The sequence below is a fragment of the Lentibacillus persicus genome, from assembly GCF_900112705.1.
Lineage (GTDB): Bacteria > Bacillota > Bacilli > Bacillales > Amphibacillaceae > Lentibacillus > Lentibacillus persicus.
In genome coordinates, this window is sequence record NZ_FOMR01000006.1 from 165950 (window position 1) to 186211 (window position 20262).

Sequence of the window (20262 nt, forward strand, 5' to 3'; positions counted from 1 at the left end):
CCTTTGGTGTTACGACTTCTTTTTCTTCCTTTTGACTTTTTTGCCATCGTAATATTTATTAGCCATGCCTGACTTTCTGCGATACCATATCAGCGCGAAAAGACCGAGGATAATAACCACTGAAATGAGCTGTGCAACTCGAATTTCAGTCCCGGGTAAATATAAGCTGTCTGTTCGCATGCCCTCGATAAATAGGCGTCCCACTGAATAGCTAATCAAGTAACTCAGGAAAACCTCACCGCGCAGCGGGTTTTTACGCCGTAATATCAAGAGGAATATGAATACTAAAATGTTCCAGAATGATTCATACAAAAATGTTGGATGATACATCACGCCGTCGATACACATTTGGTTCATAATAAAGTCAGGCAAGTATGTATGAAAATTGTTAAACGTTGATTCTGATATTGGCCCGCCATGGGCTTCCTGATTCATGAAATTACCCCAGCGGCCGATTGCCTGCCCCAGAATCAAACTGGGCGCAGCTATATCTGCCAGCTGCCAAAACGAGACCTTTCGCACACGAGCAAAAATAACAGCTGTCAAAACCGCTCCAATTAAGGCACCGTGAATCGCTATTCCGCCCTCCCAGATTGCAAAGACACCCCACCATGGGCCGCCGATATAACGGTCCCACTCAAATATAACGTAGTAAAGGCGGGCAAAGATAATCGATGCAGGAATCGCGAAAACAACCAGGTCAATCATAAGATCTTTTTGCATCCCGAGCCGATCAGCCTCTTTTGTCGCGATGTAAAGACCTAAAAAAGCCCCAAATGCAATAATCACACCATACCAATATATTGTAAGCGGACCTATATCCAAAAATACAGGATCTAATGCAGGTGCACTGCAACTCACTTAAATCACCTCTATTCACTATCATTTCCTTCTTCAATCATGTTAGTCAACCGTTCAGAAAACTCCTCCGCGGCATTCACCCCCATCCGTTTCAATCGGAAGTTCATGGCTGCCACTTCAATAATGACTGCAAGATTTCTTCCTGGACGAACAGGAATAGTGACTTTCGGGACACTCACATCCATGATTTTCATCTTATCTTCATCCAACCCAAGCCTGTCGTACTGTTTCTTTTCGTCCCATAATTCAAGATTGATAATCAGAGAGATTTTCTTATAACTTCTGACTGCACCTGCGCCAAAAAGGGTCATGACGTTAATGATCCCCAAGCCGCGAATTTCCAGCAAATGTTCAATCAACGGCGGCGAATTACCAATCAACCTGTCATAATCTTCCTGACGAATCTCAACGCTATCATCCGCTACCAGTCTGTGACCGCGTTTCACCAGTTCAAGCGCTGTTTCACTTTTCCCGACACCGCTTTGACCGGTCAACAGTACACCAACACCATTTATGTCGACTAACACACCGTGAATTGCAGTAAAAGGTGCAAATTTTGCTTCCAGATAGTTGGTCAGGCGACTGATAACACGGGTTGTCTGTCGTGGTGAATGCAAAATAGGGACGCCCGCCTTATCGGCCGTTTCAAGCATGACTTCGGGAATATCCATTCCGCGTGAAATGACGATTACAGGCGTGATATCTGTACAAAGCTGTTCCATTCGCTGTTTTCTTACATCATCAGGCAAATCAAGAAAGTATGTCATTTCTGTTTTGCCTATCAATTGCAGACGTTCTCGCGGATAATAATCAAAATACCCCGTCATTTCAATACCGGGACGATGTATATCACTTGTCGTTAATTCACGATGGACACCATCTTCCCCTGCAACAAGGGTGAGATTGAAATTTTCAAGCAAATCTTGCGTACGGACTTTTGGCATATAGGAGAGCCTCCAATTCCTGAGTTGTTTTAATTTATCAGAACGTACCCGCAAGTGTTTCCGTTATGTAAGGGGCATTATCACTTCAGGCAATATACTGATTTACATTGTAGCATATTTTCCCATCATCGAATAATATCATTGTTTACCGCCTGCAAAAAGGTGATTTATCTCAGTCACAACAATCATAAACTGCTAACTAGTTAGTGTCTCATCCACCGCTTCGGAAATACACTTGGTGCTGAAATCAGTAGGAAGAATTTTCACTGGTTCGCATTTTACATCAACTGACTGCACACACTTGCGTGCATTAAAAAATCGCAGGGGCTGCACCTGCGATTTTTTCTCTTAAATTCATGATGTTACTGTATCTTTTACCAATTTGTTCAGTATTAGATTTAACAGCGAAATAATAATAGCTGCGCCAAGCGCCATGCCAAAGCCATCAATAATAAACGACTCATCCATTATTGCCTGGGTAATCATTAGTGTAATGGCATTAATGACGAAAAGGAACAACCCCACTGTCAAAATCGTTATCGGTAATGTCAAAATCACTAATATCGGTTTAATAATGACATTTAAAATGCCAAGAATAATACTTGCCAGAAGCGCTGTTCCAAACCCTTCCAGCTGGAAAGAATCAAACAGCTGTGCGACGACAATGAGTGCAACAGCATTAAGAAAAACCGATATTAACCAGCGAAGCAGCATTAACGCACCTCCCGCTCATTCGGAATGACGAAAATACCGATAAGATAAGCGTAAATTGATGCACCCCCTGCAAATGCCAGTGCTACAAAGATTAAACGGACAATTGTTGGGTCAATATTAAAATATTCAGCCAAACCACCGCAAATACCTTTAACCATACGCTCAGAATTTGATCGATATAATCGCTTACTCATGATAATCCTCCTCTCATTACTGGATTATTCACGAAAATCCCAAATATAAAACTGTTCTTTGCCCAGCTGTTTTCGGGCAGCCTCATTCATATCTTCTATACCCCAATTTTTCTGGAATTGGCCAATAATGCCGCTAGCCTGTGAGTCGTGAGCTAAGATGGCTTCCATTTTTTGTTCAAAAACAGACGTTACGTCATTACTGATATCCGGCTTTCCAAGCTCCTTAATATAATCAGTGCTGATGGCTTGTGCCCAGACTTTTGGGCGGTTCGCAGGAGACATCAGCCGAACCGCTTCAATAGCTGCTGCCCCCATTGCATTATGATCAGGGTGGACAGCGTATCCGGGATAATGCGTAATCACGAGGCTCGGTTGTATCTCCTCAAGGATATCTTTTAAGTGTTCGGCGACTTGACGCCGGTCCTCAAATTCCATTGTTTTATCCCGATAGCCAAGCATACGTAGCTCAACATCCAATTTCGAACATGCATTAATCAGTTCTTCTTTTCTGATTTCCGGAAGTGTTTCCCGGTTGGCAAATGTAGGAGAGCCCATATTTCTTCCCATTTCACCTAAAGTTCCACAAAGATAAGTAACTGGTACCCCTTGTTTTCGATATTGCGCAATCGTGCCTGAAGCTCCGAATGATTCATCATCAGGGTGCGGATAAATAACCACGACATGTTTTTCCAACTCTTTCACCTGGCCTTTTAATGAGAATAATACAATTTTAAAATACGATTTCTACCCCGCATGTAACTGGCAGTATGGCCCCCGCCTCAAATGGTCGAATATACGATGAAGATTAGGCGGGGTCAACTGCCAGTAAATGTCCGATTCGTTCGGGCCCGCAGGACGCGGGTCACAAAGGTGTTGCAACGGACGTTGCGAACTTAGCCTTTGTTCCTCTTTATCAGTGGGAAAGAAACCCCCCACTGATTGAAGATTCACTTTATTACCCTAATGGCGTTTCACTGATGTGCAGTGCGACCATCAGCCGCCCTTCACGATCGTGTCCTGCTAACAATAGTTGCTTTTCTTTGTGCATCGTCCAGTCAGTTAATCCCTCTGCATATACCCAGCCCAATTCAGTCTTGAGACCTGCACGGTAACTTTTGCCGTCACCTACGAGTTTTGCCTGAGAGAATTTGACCTTTGCATTACGTATATAGGCACCGACATTGTATGCTTTATCGCTGAAATGACTCGCATATGCACCATTGGTTGTTTCCAAATGAATATAAACATCCTTATCAATGTATGATTCCAATAACTGTTGTACGTTACCATGTTCAATTGGTTTCATCTTCACGTTCCTCCCACTAGAAAACCTCTCACTTAAGGGTACCGAAACCATATAACCCCGTCAAAAGTTTTGTCTGAGTAAATTTTTTTGGCAAGTGCACAATCTTGAACACATAAAGATAATTTCACTTATGAAAAATTAACGTTCCATTTCCTAAAAATAAGAGGACAGCAGAAAGCTCATAAGCCATCTGCTGTCGGTTCTATTATTTGGATCCTATTTTTTCACGTTTTTCCATATCAAGTTCCATTCGCTTGCGTTCTCGCTCCAAAATGGGCTTCAAATAATAGCCTGTGTGGGATTCCTCCTGTTCTGCAACCTCTTCCGGCGTTCCTGTGGCAACAACTTCGCCACCGCCGTCCCCGCCTTCAGGCCCGATATCGATAATATGATCGGCCGTTTTTATAACATCCAAATTGTGTTCAATAATCAGGACTGTATCACCATTTTCCACAAGCCGCTGAAGGACATTCATAAGGCGGTGAATGTCATCCGTATGCAGCCCGGTTGTGGGCTCGTCGAGAATATAAAACGATTTGCCGTTTGAGCGGCGGTGAAGTTCGCTGGCCAGTTTAACACGCTGTGCTTCACCACCGGATAATGTTGTGGCGGGCTGACCCAGTTTTATATAACCCAGCCCGACATCATAAACAGTCTGCAGTTTCCGTTTGATTTTCGGAATATTTTCGAAAAAATCCAATGCTTCTTCGATCGTCATACCCAGCACATCTGCTATACTTTTTCCTTTATACTTCACTTCCAGTGTATCGCGGTTATAACGTTTCCCATTACATACTTCACACGGAACATACACATCTGGCAAAAAGTGCATTTCAATTTTGATGATGCCATCCCCGTGGCATGCTTCACAGCGGCCGCCTTTTACATTAAAACTGAACCGCCCTTTTTTGTAACCGCGAATTTTAGCTTCATTGGTCTGAGCAAAAACATCACGAATATTATCAAAGACCCCGGTATATGTTGCCGGGTTTGAGCGCGGTGTCCGGCCGATAGGGGATTGATCGATATCGATCACTTTCTCAATATTGTTAAGTCCGTTAATCCGTGTATGCTGGCCCGGTTTAACTTTAGCCCGGTTTAATTCTTTGGCCATTGATTTGTATAAAATCTCGTTCACCAATGAACTTTTACCGGAGCCTGAAACGCCGGTGACTACTGTAAGAAGTCCAAGCGGAAAGGAAACGTCTATATTTTTCAAGTTGTTTTCCTTGGCTCCAACAACTTTAATTTGTTTACGCTTATTTTGTTTTCGCCGTTTCAGCGGCAGTGGTATATACTTTTCACCAGCCAAATATTGGCCTGTCAATGATGCGCTGTTTTTCTTGACGTTTTCCGGTGTATCGTTGGCCACTATGTTACCGCCATGTTCACCGGCGCCTGGTCCGATATCAATCAAATGATCGGCTGCCAGCATGGTATCTTCGTCATGCTCCACAACGATTAATGTGTTATCCAGGTCCCGCATCTGCTTCAGTGTGTTAATCAGCCGATTGTTGTCCCTTTGATGCAATCCAATCGACGGTTCATCCAGCACATACAAAACACCGGTTAAAGCTGAGCCAATCTGTGTGGCAAGGCGAATACGCTGTGCTTCACCACCGGATAACGTTCCCGCTGAACGTGAGAGTGTCAGGTAATTAAGTCCTACGTTCGCAAGGAAATTCAACCGGTCGTTAATTTCCTTTAAAATCATTTGCGCGATCGTTTCTTCCTTCTCCGACAGCTCAAGACGGTCAAAGAACTCTTTTGCACCATTAATCGCAAAGTCGGTCACTTCACTGATATGTTTACCGTTTACCAATACTGAAAGGGCTTCTTCTTTAAGCCGGTGGCCATTACACGTCGGGCAAGGTTTATTAGCCATATATTTAGACAATGTCTCCCGTATAAAATCCGAAGACGTTTCACGATATCTGCGGCCAATGTTATTCAGGACACCCTCAAAATAAATAGCGTTATCCCGCAGTTTTCCAAAATCATTTTTGTAACGGAATCGTATTTTCTCTTTCCCGCTGCCATATAGAATAATATCCATTTCTTTTTTCGGAAGATCTTTTACAGGAGTGTTCATATCAATATCAAAATGATCACACGCACTTTTTAAAAGCTGTGGATAATATTGGGAACTAATAGGCTCCCAGGCTGCAATCGCGTGCTGTTTCAAAGTCTTATCCCAGTCCGGAATGACAAGGTCCAAATCCACCTCGAGATTCGTACCAAGCCCATCACAAGTCGGACATGCCCCAAACGGACTGTTAAAAGAAAACAAACGCGGTTCCAGATCGCCGACTGAAAAGCCGCAGATTGGGCAAGCATGGTTTTCACTGAACATCAGCTCTTCTTCACCGATCACATCAACGATAACCTTTCCGTCTCCAAGGCCTAAAGCCGTCTCAATAGAATCACTCAGTCGTCCGGATATGCCTTCTTTTACAATAATCCGGTCAATCACAACTTCAATTGAGTGTTTTTTATTTTTATCCAGCTGAATGTCATCGGTGACCTCACGCATTTCCTGATCGACGCGAACGCGAACATAACCTTCTTTTTTCAGTTTCTCAATTGTTTCAACGTGCTGTCCTTTGCGACCGGAGACAACCGGGGCAAGTATTTGCATTTTTGTCCGCTCCGGATATTCCAATATGCGATCGACCATCTGCTGAACCGTCTGTGAGCTTATCTCAATGCCATGTTTAGGACAGGTAGGATGGCCTACCCGGGCAAACAGCAGACGCAAATAATCATATATCTCCGTCACGGTGCCTACCGTCGAACGTGGGTTGTTGCTGGTTGTTTTTTGGTCGATCGATATAGCAGGTGATAAACCATCAATTGCATCGACGTCAGGCTTATCCATTTGTCCTAAAAATTGCCGCGCGTAGGCAGACAGGGATTCCACATACCGGCGCTGTCCTTCTGCATAAACCGTGTCAAAAGCGAGAGACGATTTGCCTGAACCGGAGAGTCCTGTCAACACGACAAATTTATTTTTAGGGATGGAGACATCTATATCTTGCAGATTATGTGCGCGGGCACCTTGAATTTTTATTTCTTTACTTGGCATGAACGGGTCATCCTTCCACTTTGCTTGATAGTATTCTTCCGAAAGAAGCGCAGACAACTCAAGCACTTTCAGCTTTTAGCTCAAGTACAATATCCCGAAGCTCGGCGGCTCTTTCGAAATCAAGCGCTTTTGCAGCTTCTTTCATTTCCTTTTCCATACTGTCGATCATTTTTTCTTTTTCGTTTTTTGTCATTTTGCTGACATCCGTTTTCTTGCTTTCATAGTTTTCCACATCTTCAGCCGCAACTGTTGCCTGGATAACATCCCTGACTTCTTTCCGGATCGTCGTCGGTGTAATGTTGTGCTTTTCATTATAGGCCATCTGTTTCTCACGACGCCGGTTCGTTTCGTCAATGGCAACTTGCATGGAGTTTGTTATTTTATCGCCATACATAATAACTTCTCCATTTTCGTTTCGGGCGGCTCGTCCCATTGTCTGAATAAGCGACCGCTCAGAGCGCAGGAAGCCCTCTTTATCGGCATCCAGAATGGCCACAAGCGAAACTTCCGGAATATCCAGCCCTTCCCGCAGGAGATTGATGCCAACGATGACATCATATTTACCGACACGTAAATCGCGGATAACTTCAATTCGCTCGAGCGTTTTTATTTCCGAATGCAAATAAGCAACTTTCATACCTATTTCTTTCAGGTAATCGGTCAAGTCTTCGGACATTTTTTTCGTTAATGTGGTAACGAGCACACGTTCATTCCGCTCTGAACGTTTTCTGATTTCTTCTATCAGGTTATCGACCTGACCGTCAATTGGCCGGACGTCCACTTCAGGGTCCAATAGCCCGGTCGGACGGATAATCTGTTCAGTCACCTCAGGAGCATGTTCGCGTTCGTATGGACCTGGTGTCGCTGAGACATAAATAAGCTGGTTTGTTGCTTTTTCAAATTCCTCAAACTGTAAAGGGCGGTTATCAAGCGCAGAAGGCAGACGAAAACCATGGTCAACCAGTACTTGTTTGCGGGCTTTGTCGCCGTTGTACATCCCTCTAATTTGCGGCAATGTCACATGTGATTCATCTATAACACATAGAAAATCATCCGGAAAGAAATCAAGCAATGTGTATGGAGTTGAGCCGGGTTCACGAAACGTCAAATGACGTGAATAGTTTTCAATACCTGAACAAAACCCCATTTCCTGCATCATTTCCAAATCATAATTTGTACGCTGCTCGAGCCGCTGCGCTTCCAGCAGTTTGTCTTCACCGCGCAGCTCAGCCAACTGTTCCTGCAGCTCATTTTCAATATTTTTGATTGCTTTTTTCAGTTTTTCTTCACGCGTCACAAAGTGTGAAGCAGGGAAAATGGCAACGTGTTCCCTGTCGCCGATTATTTCACCAGTCAGTGCATCAACTTCCCGGATACGGTCGATTTCATCACCAAAAAATTCAATACGCATGCAGTGTTCTTCCCGTGATGCCGGGATAACCTCTACTGAATCGCCGCGAACCCGAAAAGTACCGCGCTGAAAATCGATGTCATTCCGCGCATATTGAATATCGACCAAGTCACGCAGAAGCTGATCGCGATCCTTTTCCATTCCCATTCTTAACGAAAGCACCTGACTCTCATATTCTTCCGGAGAGCCCAAACCATAGATACATGATACACTGGACACAATCAGCACATCACGCCGTTCAATCAATGCAGAGGTTGCCGAGTGTCTCAATTTATCAATCTCGTCGTTAATACTGGCATCTTTCTCTATAAACGTATCAGTAGAAGGAACATACGCTTCAGGCTGATAATAATCATAATAACTGACAAAGTATTCCACAGCGTTATTAGGAAAATACTCTTTAAATTCACTGTAGAGTTGTCCTGCCAATGTTTTATTATGGGCAATCACCAGCGTCGGACGGTTTATTTCAGTTATAGCATTTGAAACTGTAAATGTTTTTCCTGTACCGGTTGCGCCCAATAATGTCTGATGACGCTGACCGGCTTTCACCTTTTCAACAATATCTTTGATTGCTTCAGGCTGGTCCCCGCTGGGTTCGTAATTGGCCACCAGTTCGAATTTATTTTCCAAATCGAAAAACCTCCGTTCATAGCTCTATATCTATTCTATCATATTCTTTTTGATATTTTAACTGATAAGCGAACAAATATTCGATTGTGTTAATTATGGCCTTCTTCTATCCATTTTACCCGATGTAACATATAAAAATCATTCACAAAGGGTTCATACCAACAGGTTGTTTCATGGTATAAGCTGACTTATAATCAAATTAGAGCGATACAGAAAGGAAATGGTTTATGCGAAAAATAATGATAGCAGTGTTGATTTTATTGATCAGTATTCTTGCTGCATGCGGGCAAAATGAAGAAACAGGGAATGACACGACAGAGACTGATACAACAATACCAATTGAGGCCGATTTGGAAGTTGCTGAACAAGCAGAAAAAGATGAAGAGGTTACCTTTACAGTTACCGTAACGCAAGATGGAGAAACCATTTCAGACGCCAATGAAGTAACGTTTGAAATCTGGGAAGACGGCAATAAAGAAGAAAGTGAAATGATTGAGGCTGATAATGCCGGCGATGGTAAATATACAGTGGAAAAATCGTTCGACACAGATGCTGTCTACCACGTTCAGTCACATGTAACGGCACGAACAATGCATACGATGCCGGTTAAGCAAATTGCAATAGGGGGAGCAGAAGCCGAGACCCAATCAAGCGAGGACAAACAATCGGAAAGCTGACTGGAGGTTAATAGCTTCCGACAATAGGTGTTAATCGTTTTCGATTAATCCACCTAACAGTTCTGACAACGGACGCTTATCGAGTTGCCGGTGATAAGCGTCAACACTGTCTTCATACGTTTTTCGTCGCTGTTTATCCGTGAAAAACTGTAACACCTGTTCTTCCAAATATCTGTCCTTATCCAGTACTACAGCTGTACCCATGCGCGCCATTTCCCCGGCGTTGATCCGTTCCTGGCCTGGCAGCGGATCATATAAAAATAACGGTTTTCGCTTCACGAGACATTCACTGATTGTCACCCCTCCAGGCTTTGTAATTACTGCATCAACAGTATTGTACAATCGATCCATGTCTGCTTTGTTTGCGATGTAAGGGACTGGCGTTATGGATTTGTTCGCAGCCTGAAGCAACTTCTCATATAAGTCATTATTTTTCCCACACAAAATATAATAATGAACCTTGTCTGACTTAAGTTCAGAAGCGATATTTCGGAGTGCACCTGCCCCAAGGCTTCCGCCTGTTACAAGTATTCTCACAAGCCCCCGCCGATCTGCTGCTCTTGCCTCTTTTTGAAACGAGCCGGCAACAGGTACACCTGTTACATATACCGCTTCCGGTTTGACACCTTTTGAAATTAAAAATTCTTTCACGTGCACTGTGGGAGCTAAATGGTAATCAATCCCTTCTATGCCCCAGAGATGATTAATAAAGTAGTCCGTATACACATTGACCGTGACAGAAGACAATGCGTGCTTTCGTTTTAAGACACTCGCCATATTGGACGGCAATGCATGCGTACAAAACAATGTGTGGGCATTCTGCTGGTCGAGCAGGCGCTTGAAAAAATACATAAACATAGCTTCATAAACGTAACTGCGGTTATGGCGCGGTTCTTTGTCATACGCAGCAAACTTGTACAGCCAATCATATGAATTCGGAAAGTATTTAATCCAGTTTAAGTAAGCTGAGGAAATCACTTTCTCAAACAGGCCATAGCTATACGACAAAATATCCACTTTGTCACACCACACATCGCTCCGGCAGGTTTCAATTTCCTCCATTAACGCATCTGCCACATGATGATGCCCTGTCGGCAGTTGCATAAACGGCAAAAATAAGGCTCTTTTCATCGTCTCATCTCCATTCAACAGCTTGCTTGGCTTCAATTACCAATGATTCCAGCCTTCATCAGATGCTATAATTTTGGTTGGAGAGGGGTCATAAAATGATAAATGCCATCATCGTATTTATGATAGGATATATCGGTTATTTCCTATTTAAAGCATACAAAAATACACACGATATACAGATTAATAAAGTTAATGCCATTAATGAAGATGCTGAGGACCTCCCTACGTTGTCCATCCTTCATCTGTCGGATCTCCATCTAGAAAACATCTCATTAACACCAGCACAGCTTGCCGATAAACTAAAAAAAGAATCGGTTGATATGATTGCATTGACCGGCGATTTTCTGGATCGAAAACGAAGCATTCCTAAATTGCTTCCTTATTTAAACGTTTTGCGTGAAATGGCGCCTGCATATGGGATATACGCCGTCCTGGGCAACCATGACTATGTACTGAAAGGCCAGGAATTAAATTATCTTATTAACCTATTGACGAAAAACAACGTTCGCGTTTTGCAAAATAACAGTGAACACTTTTCGGTTAATGGGCATCGTATAAATATCATCGGCATTGACGACTACAGCACAAATCGCAGCGACCTGCGCAAAGCTTATCAAAATCTGCAGGCCGGAACGAATATCGTTCTCACCCACGATCCGAACGTCATTCTTGAAATGCAAGACTATCCGTTTGATTACTTGATGGCAGGTCATTTTCACGGCGGTCAGATCTGCTATCCTAAGGCATACCATCTTGTTAAAATGGGCAAGCTCGCCAAGCAAAATATCGTTAAAGGATTGCATCGTCAGAACCAATCACTCTTCTATATAAGTGAGGGGCTTGGACAAACAGGGCTCAATATACGTATTGGCTCGCGACCTGAAATAACTTTTCATAACGTTCCTTTCAGTCGTAAATCTTCCGTTCAGAGTGGCTCAACAGCCGATTCGCTGACATAAATAAATAACTGGGAGAAGCATCGCAAGGACGCTCTGCAATAAAATTAATGAATCGACATGTGAATTGTTTAAACAGACGATAACAACGACTTTGGATTGAAACTATTTCAAACCCAAGGCGCCGTGTGCCCTTATTTAATGTCGTAATCCCTATTAACGCTTTTATTTCATGTTGTCGAGGGTGTTTTTCAATATAATCCGAAAGACAATGCAGGTCATTCCGGACCATGTGGTATAGTGCCAATGCACGCTGCAGCTCACTTTTGTTCCCATTAAGTTCACGAATCATCCGAACGTTATGCAAGTGAATTTTCAATAATAGATCGTTTTTTCGTATCGTTGTGCCGTCCTTCAAGATTACTGGTGAGCCTTTGTATTTCGTTAACCTGACACGGAATAACGTCTTATTCTGGTTATGATCTGTGACATGATGCAATCTTGTAAAAATGTAGTAAACGGGGTCTAGCGTGTTCCATATTGCAAGCAAATAGTTTTTCATGCCAATTCCCTTTTCTTTAACTGGATTGCTTTTTTAGTCTGCTTAGCCCGCCAGAAATTATTAAAGGTATTTTAAACCAAACGAAAAACCCGGATTTTTGCAAAACCGGGCTTTTCTAATTGACATCTGTGATTGTGCCGTTTTATTCAGTTACGATCAGTTTACCGACGCCGCCTTTTTGTACATGGTTGAACTGGTGTGTGACGAACTTATATGTTCCAGGTTCTTTTACTATGAATTCTACAACTGCTCCGCCGCTCGCCGGTAGACCAACCGTTTGCATCCCTTCTTGATGATTGGCAGGATTGCCGTCGATGTAAACATCATCAAACAGTGTCCCGATGACATGGAAGCTGCTCATTTCATTAGGCCCCACATTGTTAATATAGAAGCGGACTTTATCGCCAACTTTTGCCTTTAATGGTTCATCAATCAATGCACCGACTGTGCCATTGGTGTTTGGCTGTCCATCATGCAAAGCCTTTGAAGAAAGAACAACTTGAGATGGTTCTTCATTTGTCATATTATCAAGATCATTATATTTATACCATTCGTTTTGGATAATGACATATTCCTGATCAACTTCATCATCGGTTGGATAACCATCATCAGGCTGAACGATAATGACGCCATGCATGCCATTTGCGATGTGAGAAAGTACGGGATCAGTGCCGCAATGATACATGAAAACTCCCGGGTTTGATGCTTCATAAACAAACGTTCCTTCTTCATTTGGCGCTACGTCCGCAAACCCTTTGTCCGGCGCGGTGTGGACCGCATGAAAGTCCATACTGTGCGGGATCGATGGGTCCATATTATCCAATGTGAAATGAATGGTATCGCCTTCGTTCACAACAACCAGCGGCCCAGGGGCTTCACCGTTAAATGTCCACGCTTTATAGTTATAGCCATCATCGATTTCGATATCGGTGATTTGAGCTGTCATGTTAACGTAAACGTCACTTCCATCGCGTTCGATATCAAGTGGTGTTGGTTCGTGGTTAATGGCTTCATGGGCCTTAATAACCTCAGGTCCTTCTTCAGCGCTTGCTTTTTCAACCGAAGCATCCAAATCCTCCGATACATCTTTTTGCCCCTCACCATTCTCTCCCGAACAAGCAGCTAACAACAAGACCACAACACTCATCATAATTATCGCTAAAATCCCTCGGCGGTTAAACATTTCAATCACCTCTGTATGATTTTTGATAAGCCTAACCATCCGGTTTGTTTTCATCCTTACTGTTATCTGCCCTAAGCGAATGGTTCATCTTATCTCTGACTATAGTTTACGATGATTGAGTAGTCACACCTGTGATTCAGGTCACTTAATACCTGCTCAGTTATGAACAATTTATGTCGGAAGTAATTATAGTATTAAATTATTATGACAGTAATTGAAAGCCTTTTTTCCACTATGGATATTGTGAAAAACATTATATATAAAATTCCATTTATTTACATATTAATAAAACAAAACACCGGGGTAAAATAAAGGAAAAAGACGAACGATTATTAGACTTCTAATCGTTCGTCTTTTAATGTTGAGAATTTAGATTATCACCACCCAACGCCCACCTTTTAAAAAGCTGATCCTGATTGATCGGTGAAGACGTTTTGAAGTATATAGAGAATGAGACCGACTGTTATGACTAAAAAGCCCCACCCCAATATCGTCTGATCAGTTTCCAAATAACTGTTGCAGACACGAACCGGTGCGTCGATATAAATCCATGCCAGCAACCCAAACATTGAAATGTAATTGAACATGATAAAGCTTTTAATGACAGGATTTATTTTTCGCCAGCTGTCCCGCAAGACGACCCCGGTCAGAAATGGAAGGCTGAGAAATTTGAACAGCTCGATATGTCCCGAAACAAGCGCCTCATCCAGTGTTCTGGGAACCATCCAATAGATTGTTATCATTACAACCAGGATAATTCCTGCAGCCCCATTGCCATTCCACTTGTTAAAAAACCTTTCAACCTTAACCTGAAAGTATCCCGCCATCAGCCAGCCTGAAACAATGAGGAGTGGGATCTGCACAAGCATATGAACAATCATTACGGATTCCATTGCATGCCTGACTGGGGGCAAAATCAGCAGCATGAACAAAACCACGCCATATAGTGCTGTCCGCATCTTCCCTACCCCCTTTACGATTAAGCAAGCTGTTTTTTGTTCATACCTGTACGTTCGTCTGTTTTATTTCGTATTAGTATGAAGCGGATAAAATGAATGACAAATATCGTTGTTGCAACAAGAGCTAATATACCCGCAACCCCTCCAAAAATCGCCGGCCCCATCCATTCCGGGATGTGGGTTGCCCAGCGTCGGGGCGTGCTTAAAGCACCTGACATAAGGAACGAACCACTCAGTCCAATTATAGCGATCATATAACCAATAAATCCAAACCGATCAGCCATATTTGTCTTAATATGGCTATCCTGTCGTGCCAAATAATACATAAACCCAAAGATCATCGCACAAGCACCAAGCGCCATATACATATGGAAATGACCCGGAACCCATTTTGTATTGTGCATCACTTCATTGACGACGATTGTTGCATCAACAATCGCAGGAACGACACCGACGACCCATCCAAACATGGATGTAAAAATAAGAGCTGATCCAATGTCCCATTTAATGCCTGATTTATACACAATCATTAAGGCACCATAAGCGGTAACGACCAGTACTGGCAGCCCATTCGCATATGAGAGAGCCTGCCCCATAATCAGCATCCATGCCGGCATGACAGAGTCCATCAGCAAATGATGCGTATAGATCAGTAACGTGAAGAACGTTGACATTGACCAGGCAACTAGAAAGACTTTATTTACTTTCCACGGCCGCTTAGTATATTCCTGTAAAATTTCGTATACTGCGATGACACCCATATAGATAATTGAATTCGCAAAAATATGACCGAACGCATATGTCAGATTTTTTGCAAGCAATGGGTCAACCGTAAATGCCGGATTAACCACATTAATAACATTCATAATTAAAACAGTGGCTCCCGCTGTAAGTGCCGTAACGTTAACGATGATAACCATTGTACTTGCAATGACAGTGCTGGATGGTGCATTGTCTTCGGACTTTTTACCGGATATAACATCCCACCCCAGCCCCTTGCCCAGGCTGCCGTAATTTTTAATAATCGCACGGCCGGCATCCAGATAAAACAGGAGAAAGCCGACTCCCAGTATCAGCATGCCCAACAAGTATAATAATGCCCCTGCTGTTCCCCATGCATTAGCCGAAAGCTGCGGCAGCGGATATAAAAACGTCCACGAACTTGCATATTCAAACGAAAAAACGCCAATAATTACCATGATAACGCCAATCAGAAAAAAACCAGGTTAACCTTCATTATCTTTTTTGAAAGCTTCACATACTTACTTAAAAAGTAAGCCATAACGCCTGCTGCGGCAAAGGCCGCCGCGCCAACCATCCCCGTGCCGTGTATTGTGAGAAATTGATAAAAGTTAGCCGGGCTCAGATTCAATAAACCGCCCTGTGATAAAAGCATTAAAATTCCAAAAACCATCATAACTGCAATAATCAAACCACCAAGGGTCAAATAGGAAACAACCAAATTGTTGCGCTCTTTAATGGACTCCATTTATTCCACCTCTTTTCTTTATTCAGTCACTGTAATTTCAGCTGTCATCAAATGATGTGCCAATCCACAATATTCCATACACAAAACCTCATACGTGCCCGGTTCCTCAAACGTCATATAAACTTTGTTCGTATAATCCGGCATCGCTTGTGTCTGTGTGAGAATGTTCATTTCTTCATCATAGAGCCCGAAACCGTGGTTAACATCCTTGCTTGTAACATGGAATTCCACCGGTTCACCAACTTTAAATTCAGTTTCACTCAGTTCCCAGCCAAACTGCAGTGCTTCAACATCAACTATTGTTGGTTGGGCTTCAGCACTGTAAACTGGCTGGTTGTATGGCAAATCTCTTAATGTATAAATTGTTACGACCAGCATTGAAACAACCAATATTACACCATAGAACGTGCGTGCCTTATACCACTTTTTCTTAATCGGTGTATAGTCGCGTTCTTCAGTCGATTTTATTGCCACAATACCGAATACGGCCGTTACAATAAGCATAAAAACTAAACTGACAACCCAGGCAACAGTTTGCATCATCTTTTCGTGACCCCCTTAACATTTCTTAGTTAAAACAACCATAAGATTGCTCGATCGCTTACATCATACGAAAATCATCTCGTTTGACGAGTGATGCAAATCACTGTTTATAGATTATTTTTTGAAAAATAAGTTTTCTTAGTTTTTATGGTTAAAACTATGACAATAGTAAAAAAAGCAGCAGGCAAATTTCAGCCCGCTGCTTCATTAAATAAAAAATTATGCGTAATTATTTTTCTGATGCCTGTTAAATGTGGTAATAACACCTAACTCATGATGATCCTCCTCATATAATGCGCTTTGAAGAAAACGAGCCTCCCCATTATCTCCAATAACTTCCATTTTAAAGAAAGCACCACCTTTTTGTAAGGCATAGTAAAACTGTTCCATATCAGCTATTTTTTTTCCATTAACTTTACTAATTGTTTCACCGGCCGCAATTCCCAGGCGATCAGCGGGCGAGGCCGGTATAACTGCCAGAACCTTTACACCCTGTCCAGTTTGATTGAAAAATGGTGGATTTTCCTGGTCTTTGATTCGATGGCGATAGCTGAGATATTCACGGCCCAGAATCCCAACAGCGGCCGCAGCGAGTGACAGCCAGCCGATGTAAATGCTCCCTGCTGCCATCAATAAAATGATTAAACTCAAAATATGAAGTGATCCCGCCAATCGGCCGGCAGCCTTTTCAGAAAGAGACCCTTGCACAAGATGGTCAAAACCGATTAAAAAGGGGATCAATACAAGGCTGAATGTTTCACCACCTATTGAAAAATATGGCCAATATGAGGCAAACGCCGTGATCGACCCACTGGGAACCAGCACAAAAAACGGTATAAGTGTCATTTTTCTAAGATGCTGCATTCCAATCAACGTGCCTCGGCGGCTGATTTTCATTTCCGGGAATGTATCATTTCTTCCTTGTCGCTTCAATAAAAATGCTTCGGCTGATAATAACACGGCAGTCAATATACTAAGCGCCGTAAAGTTAGGTGTCTCAAACAGGTCAGGGTCAATAATTGATTGGTAGTTCAATACAAAAGGTGAGAAGAGCAATATAAAAAATGTAAGCCCAATCGTGTAAACCGGCGAAAGAAGCGTTAAACGAAGTGACAAACTGAGCAGAATCGTTACCCCTGAAATAAGCAGGATAATGTGATAGGAAAAGACGAACCCTACTCCAATAGCTAAAAGTGATACTATTAATCCAAAACTCAAAGAAATTAGCCACGTCTTTTTACACTCTGAAAAAACATCAAAGATTTTCAAACCAAATTGCTGTCGTTCTGATTTTATACGCTTATAACCAACTAATATTGAAAGAATGATCGCCCAATATAATAGCGGGTTCAAAAAGAAACGGCCTATTCCATTCAGCAGTTCCATTAGCCAGGATTGTACCACGTTGATCACCTTCTGTTAAATCTTTCTGTTCGTTTTTTCTTAAACTTTGCAGCTTTTTAACCCTCGCAGTTACCATATACTGCGAACTAGTTAGTGCCGCGTCCACCGTTTCGGGTATACACGTGGGTGCTTAAAGCCACTCCGGCAATATACTTCGCTTTCCATGGGCACGGCCTCGGGCCAACACGATGTTGGTCACAAAGGCGTTTCCACAGCACGTGGCGGTCTTAGCCTTTGAACCTTACCGCTTTCTTGCGGGGTCTTCGGACACGTGCTGTTCCCATAGGAGTCTACGCATATTGCCTACGCTGGAAAAGGCTTACTGTATATTCCATAGCAATACATGAGTATACAACCTTAGCGGAGGAAATACACGCCGACTCCTGCGGGAGCAGAGGCATAGGTGAGACAACGAAGTGCCTTGGCACGAGTTGGCTCACCAGCCGCCCGCGGAAAGCGGCGTGTATTTCCGGAGCGGCGTCATAGCACTAACTGAAATCAGAAGGAAGAATTTCCACTGGTTCGCAGTTTCCACCTAGAGCGAAACAGTTAACAACAATCTTTACGAAAACAGCCTTCTGTTTATTATTCGATATGTGTCGAAACTTTTCCTGCATGATAATGAAACTTCATTCAGTGGCCTCTATTACGCCACTGAATGAAGAAAACAATTGCGAAATAAAGCGAGATTTTTATTTATACAAGCTATTCAGCGCCTCTTCCATCTGCAAATCGTCCTTGCCATTGCGGATTCGGTCAACAACTTCTTGCTCGATAGCCCCAGCTGTTTTTTCGCCTACTTCTCCAGTGACTTCCAGGTCATGTTCAGCTTGAAATGCTTCAACAGCTGCGGCAGTCTTTTCACTGAAATAACCATCCGTTCTTCCAGTTTCATAATCCAAGCCATTCAACATGACTTGTATATTTTTTATATTGTCGCCGGTTTCATCGAGTTTGAGTGGTTCATCAACTTGCACCGGGTTTGTATAATAATGCTCCGGCTGCTCAACTTCGACTGTAGGCTTCACACCGTCCTCATGAATCCAAGTTCCATCAGGGGAAAGCCATTTAAAGACGGTTAATTTGACTCTGCTGCCGTCCTCTCCAACAGGGACCGCCTGTTGAACAGTCCCTTTTCCAAAGCTGTTTTTGCCAACAACATCATAACCTGTTTCTTTCATAGCAACCGCCAGTATCTCTGAAGCGGAGGCACTGCCTTCATCAATAAGCACACTGATCGGATAAGGTTTTTTCGCTTCCAGCTCTGAATAAGACTTGTCGGTTTCGCCATTCGGATTTTCGATTTGCACATACGGTTTATCTTTTGGTATGAAGTTTTCTAATATCTCCTCAACTGCTGTAAGAACGCCGCCGGGATTTCCTCTTACATCAATAACAAGGCCTTCAATATTTTCTTCTTCTAATTTTTGCAGTTGTTCTGTAAAATGCTTACCTGTATTTTCAGCAAACGATGTTATTTCAATAACACCCGTTTTCTTTCCATCGATTGACTTTGTCTCGGAATAAACAGTTTCCACTGGTATGTCATCGCGTACAATTGTAACTTCAAATGGCTCTGAGACGCCTGAGCGCTGAACCTCGAGTACAACTTCTGTTCCTTTTTCACCGCGGATTTTTTCGACGGCTTCGTTTAAATTTAACCCGGCAACACTTTCACCATCTACACTTAAAATCTGATCATTGGGCCTTAAACCTGCTTCTTCTGCAGGCGAATCTTTTATGGGTGAAACGATTGTCACTTTTTCGTTTACCATGCTGACTTCAGCACCAATTCCTTGAAAAGACGATTCAATTGATTGGTTGAATTGTTCCATTGTGTCAATGTCCATATAAGAACTGTAAGGATCCTCTAATGAAGAGACCATGCCTTTAATTGCGCCTTCGATCAGCTGCTTGTCCTCTACATCTTCCAAATAGTTATTCTTAATTAAATTATACGTCTGAACGACCTTCCGCATATTAGCAGGTGGTCCGTCTCCATCTCCATCAGTCACAGCATTGGACGTTTCCTGGATCTTCTCGGCCGGCTCCTGTTCGGGCTCTGCTATTTTCATCCCAAAGAAAGCACCTGCAAACCCCAACAGTACTGCAGCTATCAGCAAAAGCACTAAGTGTTGCTTTTTTAATGTCATCTTTTCACCCCAACTGATATAAATTTTCTCGGTGACTCGTTCCTATTATGCACTTATTTTTCGTCTAATATCTACAAAAAGGCATCACACCGTAATGTGCGATGCCTTCAATAATAT

The 20262-nt window shown here is 42.7% G+C and carries 19 protein-coding genes; 2 read left to right on the forward strand and 17 right to left on the reverse strand.

Annotated elements, in window-relative coordinates:
* Positions 1–9: 9 nt before the first annotated feature.
* From lgt to uvrB, 8 genes are all read right to left on the reverse strand, one after another.
* Entirely contained in the window at positions 10–861 is an 852-nt protein-coding gene (gene lgt, locus BMZ22_RS09735) for a prolipoprotein diacylglyceryl transferase (protein ID WP_090084934.1), read from the reverse strand.
* An 11-nt stretch (positions 862–872) separates the two neighbouring features.
* Complete coding sequence (hprK, locus tag BMZ22_RS09740; RefSeq protein WP_090084936.1) at positions 873–1805, reverse strand: HPr(Ser) kinase/phosphatase; 933 nt, start codon at positions 1803–1805, stop codon at positions 873–875.
* A 354-nt stretch (positions 1806–2159) separates the two neighbouring features.
* Entirely contained in the window at positions 2160–2519 is a 360-nt protein-coding gene (locus BMZ22_RS09745; protein WP_090084938.1) for a phage holin family protein, read from the reverse strand.
* Positions 2519–2713, reverse strand: a complete 195-nt coding sequence (locus tag BMZ22_RS09750) for a PspC domain-containing protein (RefSeq protein WP_090084940.1) — start codon at positions 2711–2713, stop codon at positions 2519–2521. The genes BMZ22_RS09745 and BMZ22_RS09750 overlap by 1 nt, the downstream gene beginning before the upstream one ends.
* Positions 2714–2737: 24 nt before the next feature.
* Positions 2738–3406, reverse strand: coding sequence for a bacillithiol biosynthesis deacetylase BshB2 (gene bshB2, locus BMZ22_RS09755; RefSeq protein ID WP_090084942.1), 669 nt, complete (start codon positions 3404–3406; stop codon positions 2738–2740).
* A gap of 262 nt (positions 3407–3668) precedes the next feature.
* Positions 3669–4019 carry a YojF family protein gene (locus BMZ22_RS09760; protein ID WP_090084944.1) on the reverse strand — a complete coding sequence of 117 codons (351 nt, stop codon included), beginning with the start codon at positions 4017–4019 and terminating at the stop codon, positions 3669–3671.
* A 205-nt stretch (positions 4020–4224) separates the two neighbouring features.
* Complete coding sequence (uvrA, locus tag BMZ22_RS09765) at positions 4225–7104, reverse strand: excinuclease ABC subunit UvrA (protein ID WP_090084946.1); 2880 nt, start codon at positions 7102–7104, stop codon at positions 4225–4227.
* Positions 7105–7162: 58 nt separating this feature from the next.
* Complete coding sequence (gene uvrB / locus BMZ22_RS09770; protein WP_090084948.1) at positions 7163–9148, reverse strand: excinuclease ABC subunit UvrB; 1986 nt, start codon at positions 9146–9148, stop codon at positions 7163–7165.
* Between the two features lie 227 nt (positions 9149–9375).
* On the opposite strand from uvrB, the gene BMZ22_RS09775 reads away from it, so the two are divergent.
* Complete coding sequence (locus BMZ22_RS09775) at positions 9376–9825, forward strand: FixH family protein (protein WP_090084950.1); 450 nt, start codon at positions 9376–9378, stop codon at positions 9823–9825.
* 30 nt (positions 9826–9855) lie between these two features.
* On the opposite strand, the gene BMZ22_RS09780 is transcribed toward BMZ22_RS09775, so the two are convergent.
* Positions 9856–10956 (reverse strand): MGDG synthase family glycosyltransferase, encoded by a 1101-nt coding sequence (locus tag BMZ22_RS09780; protein ID WP_090084952.1) that lies wholly within the window; start codon positions 10954–10956, stop codon positions 9856–9858.
* Between the two features lie 95 nt (positions 10957–11051).
* Between BMZ22_RS09780 and BMZ22_RS09785 the strand changes: the two genes are divergently transcribed.
* Positions 11052–11915: a metallophosphoesterase gene (locus tag BMZ22_RS09785; RefSeq protein ID WP_090084954.1), complete on the forward strand. Its 864-nt coding sequence runs from the start codon at positions 11052–11054 to the stop codon at positions 11913–11915.
* Here the strand turns inward: BMZ22_RS09785 and BMZ22_RS17470 are convergent.
* The 8 genes from BMZ22_RS17470 to BMZ22_RS09820 form a co-directional block, all read right to left on the reverse strand.
* Entirely contained in the window at positions 11863–12414 is a 552-nt protein-coding gene (locus BMZ22_RS17470; protein WP_090084956.1) for a YkoP family protein, read from the reverse strand. The two genes, BMZ22_RS09785 and BMZ22_RS17470, sit on opposite strands and share 53 nt — an antisense overlap.
* 142 nt (positions 12415–12556) lie before the next feature.
* Complete coding sequence (locus BMZ22_RS09795) at positions 12557–13564, reverse strand: multicopper oxidase domain-containing protein (RefSeq protein ID WP_090085075.1); 1008 nt, start codon at positions 13562–13564, stop codon at positions 12557–12559.
* A 431-nt stretch (positions 13565–13995) separates the two neighbouring features.
* Positions 13996–14556 (reverse strand): hypothetical protein, encoded by a 561-nt coding sequence (locus tag BMZ22_RS09800; RefSeq protein WP_090084958.1) that lies wholly within the window; start codon positions 14554–14556, stop codon positions 13996–13998.
* A gap of 20 nt (positions 14557–14576) precedes the next feature.
* Positions 14577–15755, reverse strand: a complete 1179-nt coding sequence (locus BMZ22_RS09805) for a cbb3-type cytochrome c oxidase subunit I (protein ID WP_245745316.1) — start codon at positions 15753–15755, stop codon at positions 14577–14579.
* An 11-nt stretch (positions 15756–15766) separates the two neighbouring features.
* Positions 15767–16045, reverse strand: a complete 279-nt coding sequence (locus BMZ22_RS17275) for a hypothetical protein (RefSeq protein WP_245745318.1) — start codon at positions 16043–16045, stop codon at positions 15767–15769.
* An 18-nt stretch (positions 16046–16063) separates the two neighbouring features.
* Positions 16064–16588, reverse strand: a complete 525-nt coding sequence (locus BMZ22_RS09810) for a cupredoxin domain-containing protein (protein ID WP_090084961.1) — start codon at positions 16586–16588, stop codon at positions 16064–16066.
* 219 nt (positions 16589–16807) lie between these two features.
* Positions 16808–17992 carry a PDZ domain-containing protein gene (locus BMZ22_RS09815; protein WP_090084963.1) on the reverse strand — a complete coding sequence of 395 codons (1185 nt, stop codon included), beginning with the start codon at positions 17990–17992 and terminating at the stop codon, positions 16808–16810.
* A 692-nt stretch (positions 17993–18684) separates the two neighbouring features.
* Positions 18685–20145: a S41 family peptidase gene (locus BMZ22_RS09820; RefSeq protein ID WP_090084966.1), complete on the reverse strand. Its 1461-nt coding sequence runs from the start codon at positions 20143–20145 to the stop codon at positions 18685–18687.
* Between the last annotated feature and the right edge of the window lie 117 nt (positions 20146–20262).

Bases quoted from the DNA above. Each gene is read 5' to 3' on its own strand.
- BMZ22_RS09820 (WP_090084966.1), bottom strand. From the start codon at position 20,145: ATGACATTAAAAAAGCAACACTTAGTGCTTTTGCTGATAGCTGCAGTA.
- BMZ22_RS09795 (WP_090085075.1), bottom strand. From the start codon at position 13,564: ATGATGAGTGTTGTGGTCTTGTTGTTAGCTGCTTGTTCGGGAGAGAAT.
- hprK (WP_090084936.1), bottom strand. From the start codon at position 1,805: ATGCCAAAAGTCCGTACGCAAGATTTGCTTGAAAATTTCAATCTCACC.
- BMZ22_RS17470 (WP_090084956.1), bottom strand. From the start codon at position 12,414: ATGAAAAACTATTTGCTTGCAATATGGAACACGCTAGACCCCGTTTAC.
- BMZ22_RS09800 (WP_090084958.1), bottom strand. From the start codon at position 14,556: ATGCGGACAGCACTATATGGCGTGGTTTTGTTCATGCTGCTGATTTTG.
- uvrA (WP_090084946.1), bottom strand. From the start codon at position 7,104: ATGCCAAGTAAAGAAATAAAAATTCAAGGTGCCCGCGCACATAATCTG.
- BMZ22_RS09760 (WP_090084944.1), bottom strand. From the start codon at position 4,019: ATGAAACCAATTGAACATGGTAACGTACAACAGTTATTGGAATCATAC.
- BMZ22_RS09780 (WP_090084952.1), bottom strand. From the start codon at position 10,956: ATGAAAAGAGCCTTATTTTTGCCGTTTATGCAACTGCCGACAGGGCAT.
- BMZ22_RS09785 (WP_090084954.1), top strand. From the start codon at position 11,052: ATGATAAATGCCATCATCGTATTTATGATAGGATATATCGGTTATTTC.
- BMZ22_RS09750 (WP_090084940.1), bottom strand. From the start codon at position 2,713: ATGAGTAAGCGATTATATCGATCAAATTCTGAGCGTATGGTTAAAGGT.
- BMZ22_RS09805 (WP_245745316.1), bottom strand. From the start codon at position 15,755: ATGGTAATTATTGGCGTTTTTTCGTTTGAATATGCAAGTTCGTGGACG.
- BMZ22_RS09745 (WP_090084938.1), bottom strand. From the start codon at position 2,519: ATGCTGCTTCGCTGGTTAATATCGGTTTTTCTTAATGCTGTTGCACTC.
- BMZ22_RS09810 (WP_090084961.1), bottom strand. From the start codon at position 16,588: ATGATGCAAACTGTTGCCTGGGTTGTCAGTTTAGTTTTTATGCTTATT.
- BMZ22_RS09775 (WP_090084950.1), top strand. From the start codon at position 9,376: ATGCGAAAAATAATGATAGCAGTGTTGATTTTATTGATCAGTATTCTT.
- BMZ22_RS17275 (WP_245745318.1), bottom strand. From the start codon at position 16,045: ATGGAGTCCATTAAAGAGCGCAACAATTTGGTTGTTTCCTATTTGACC.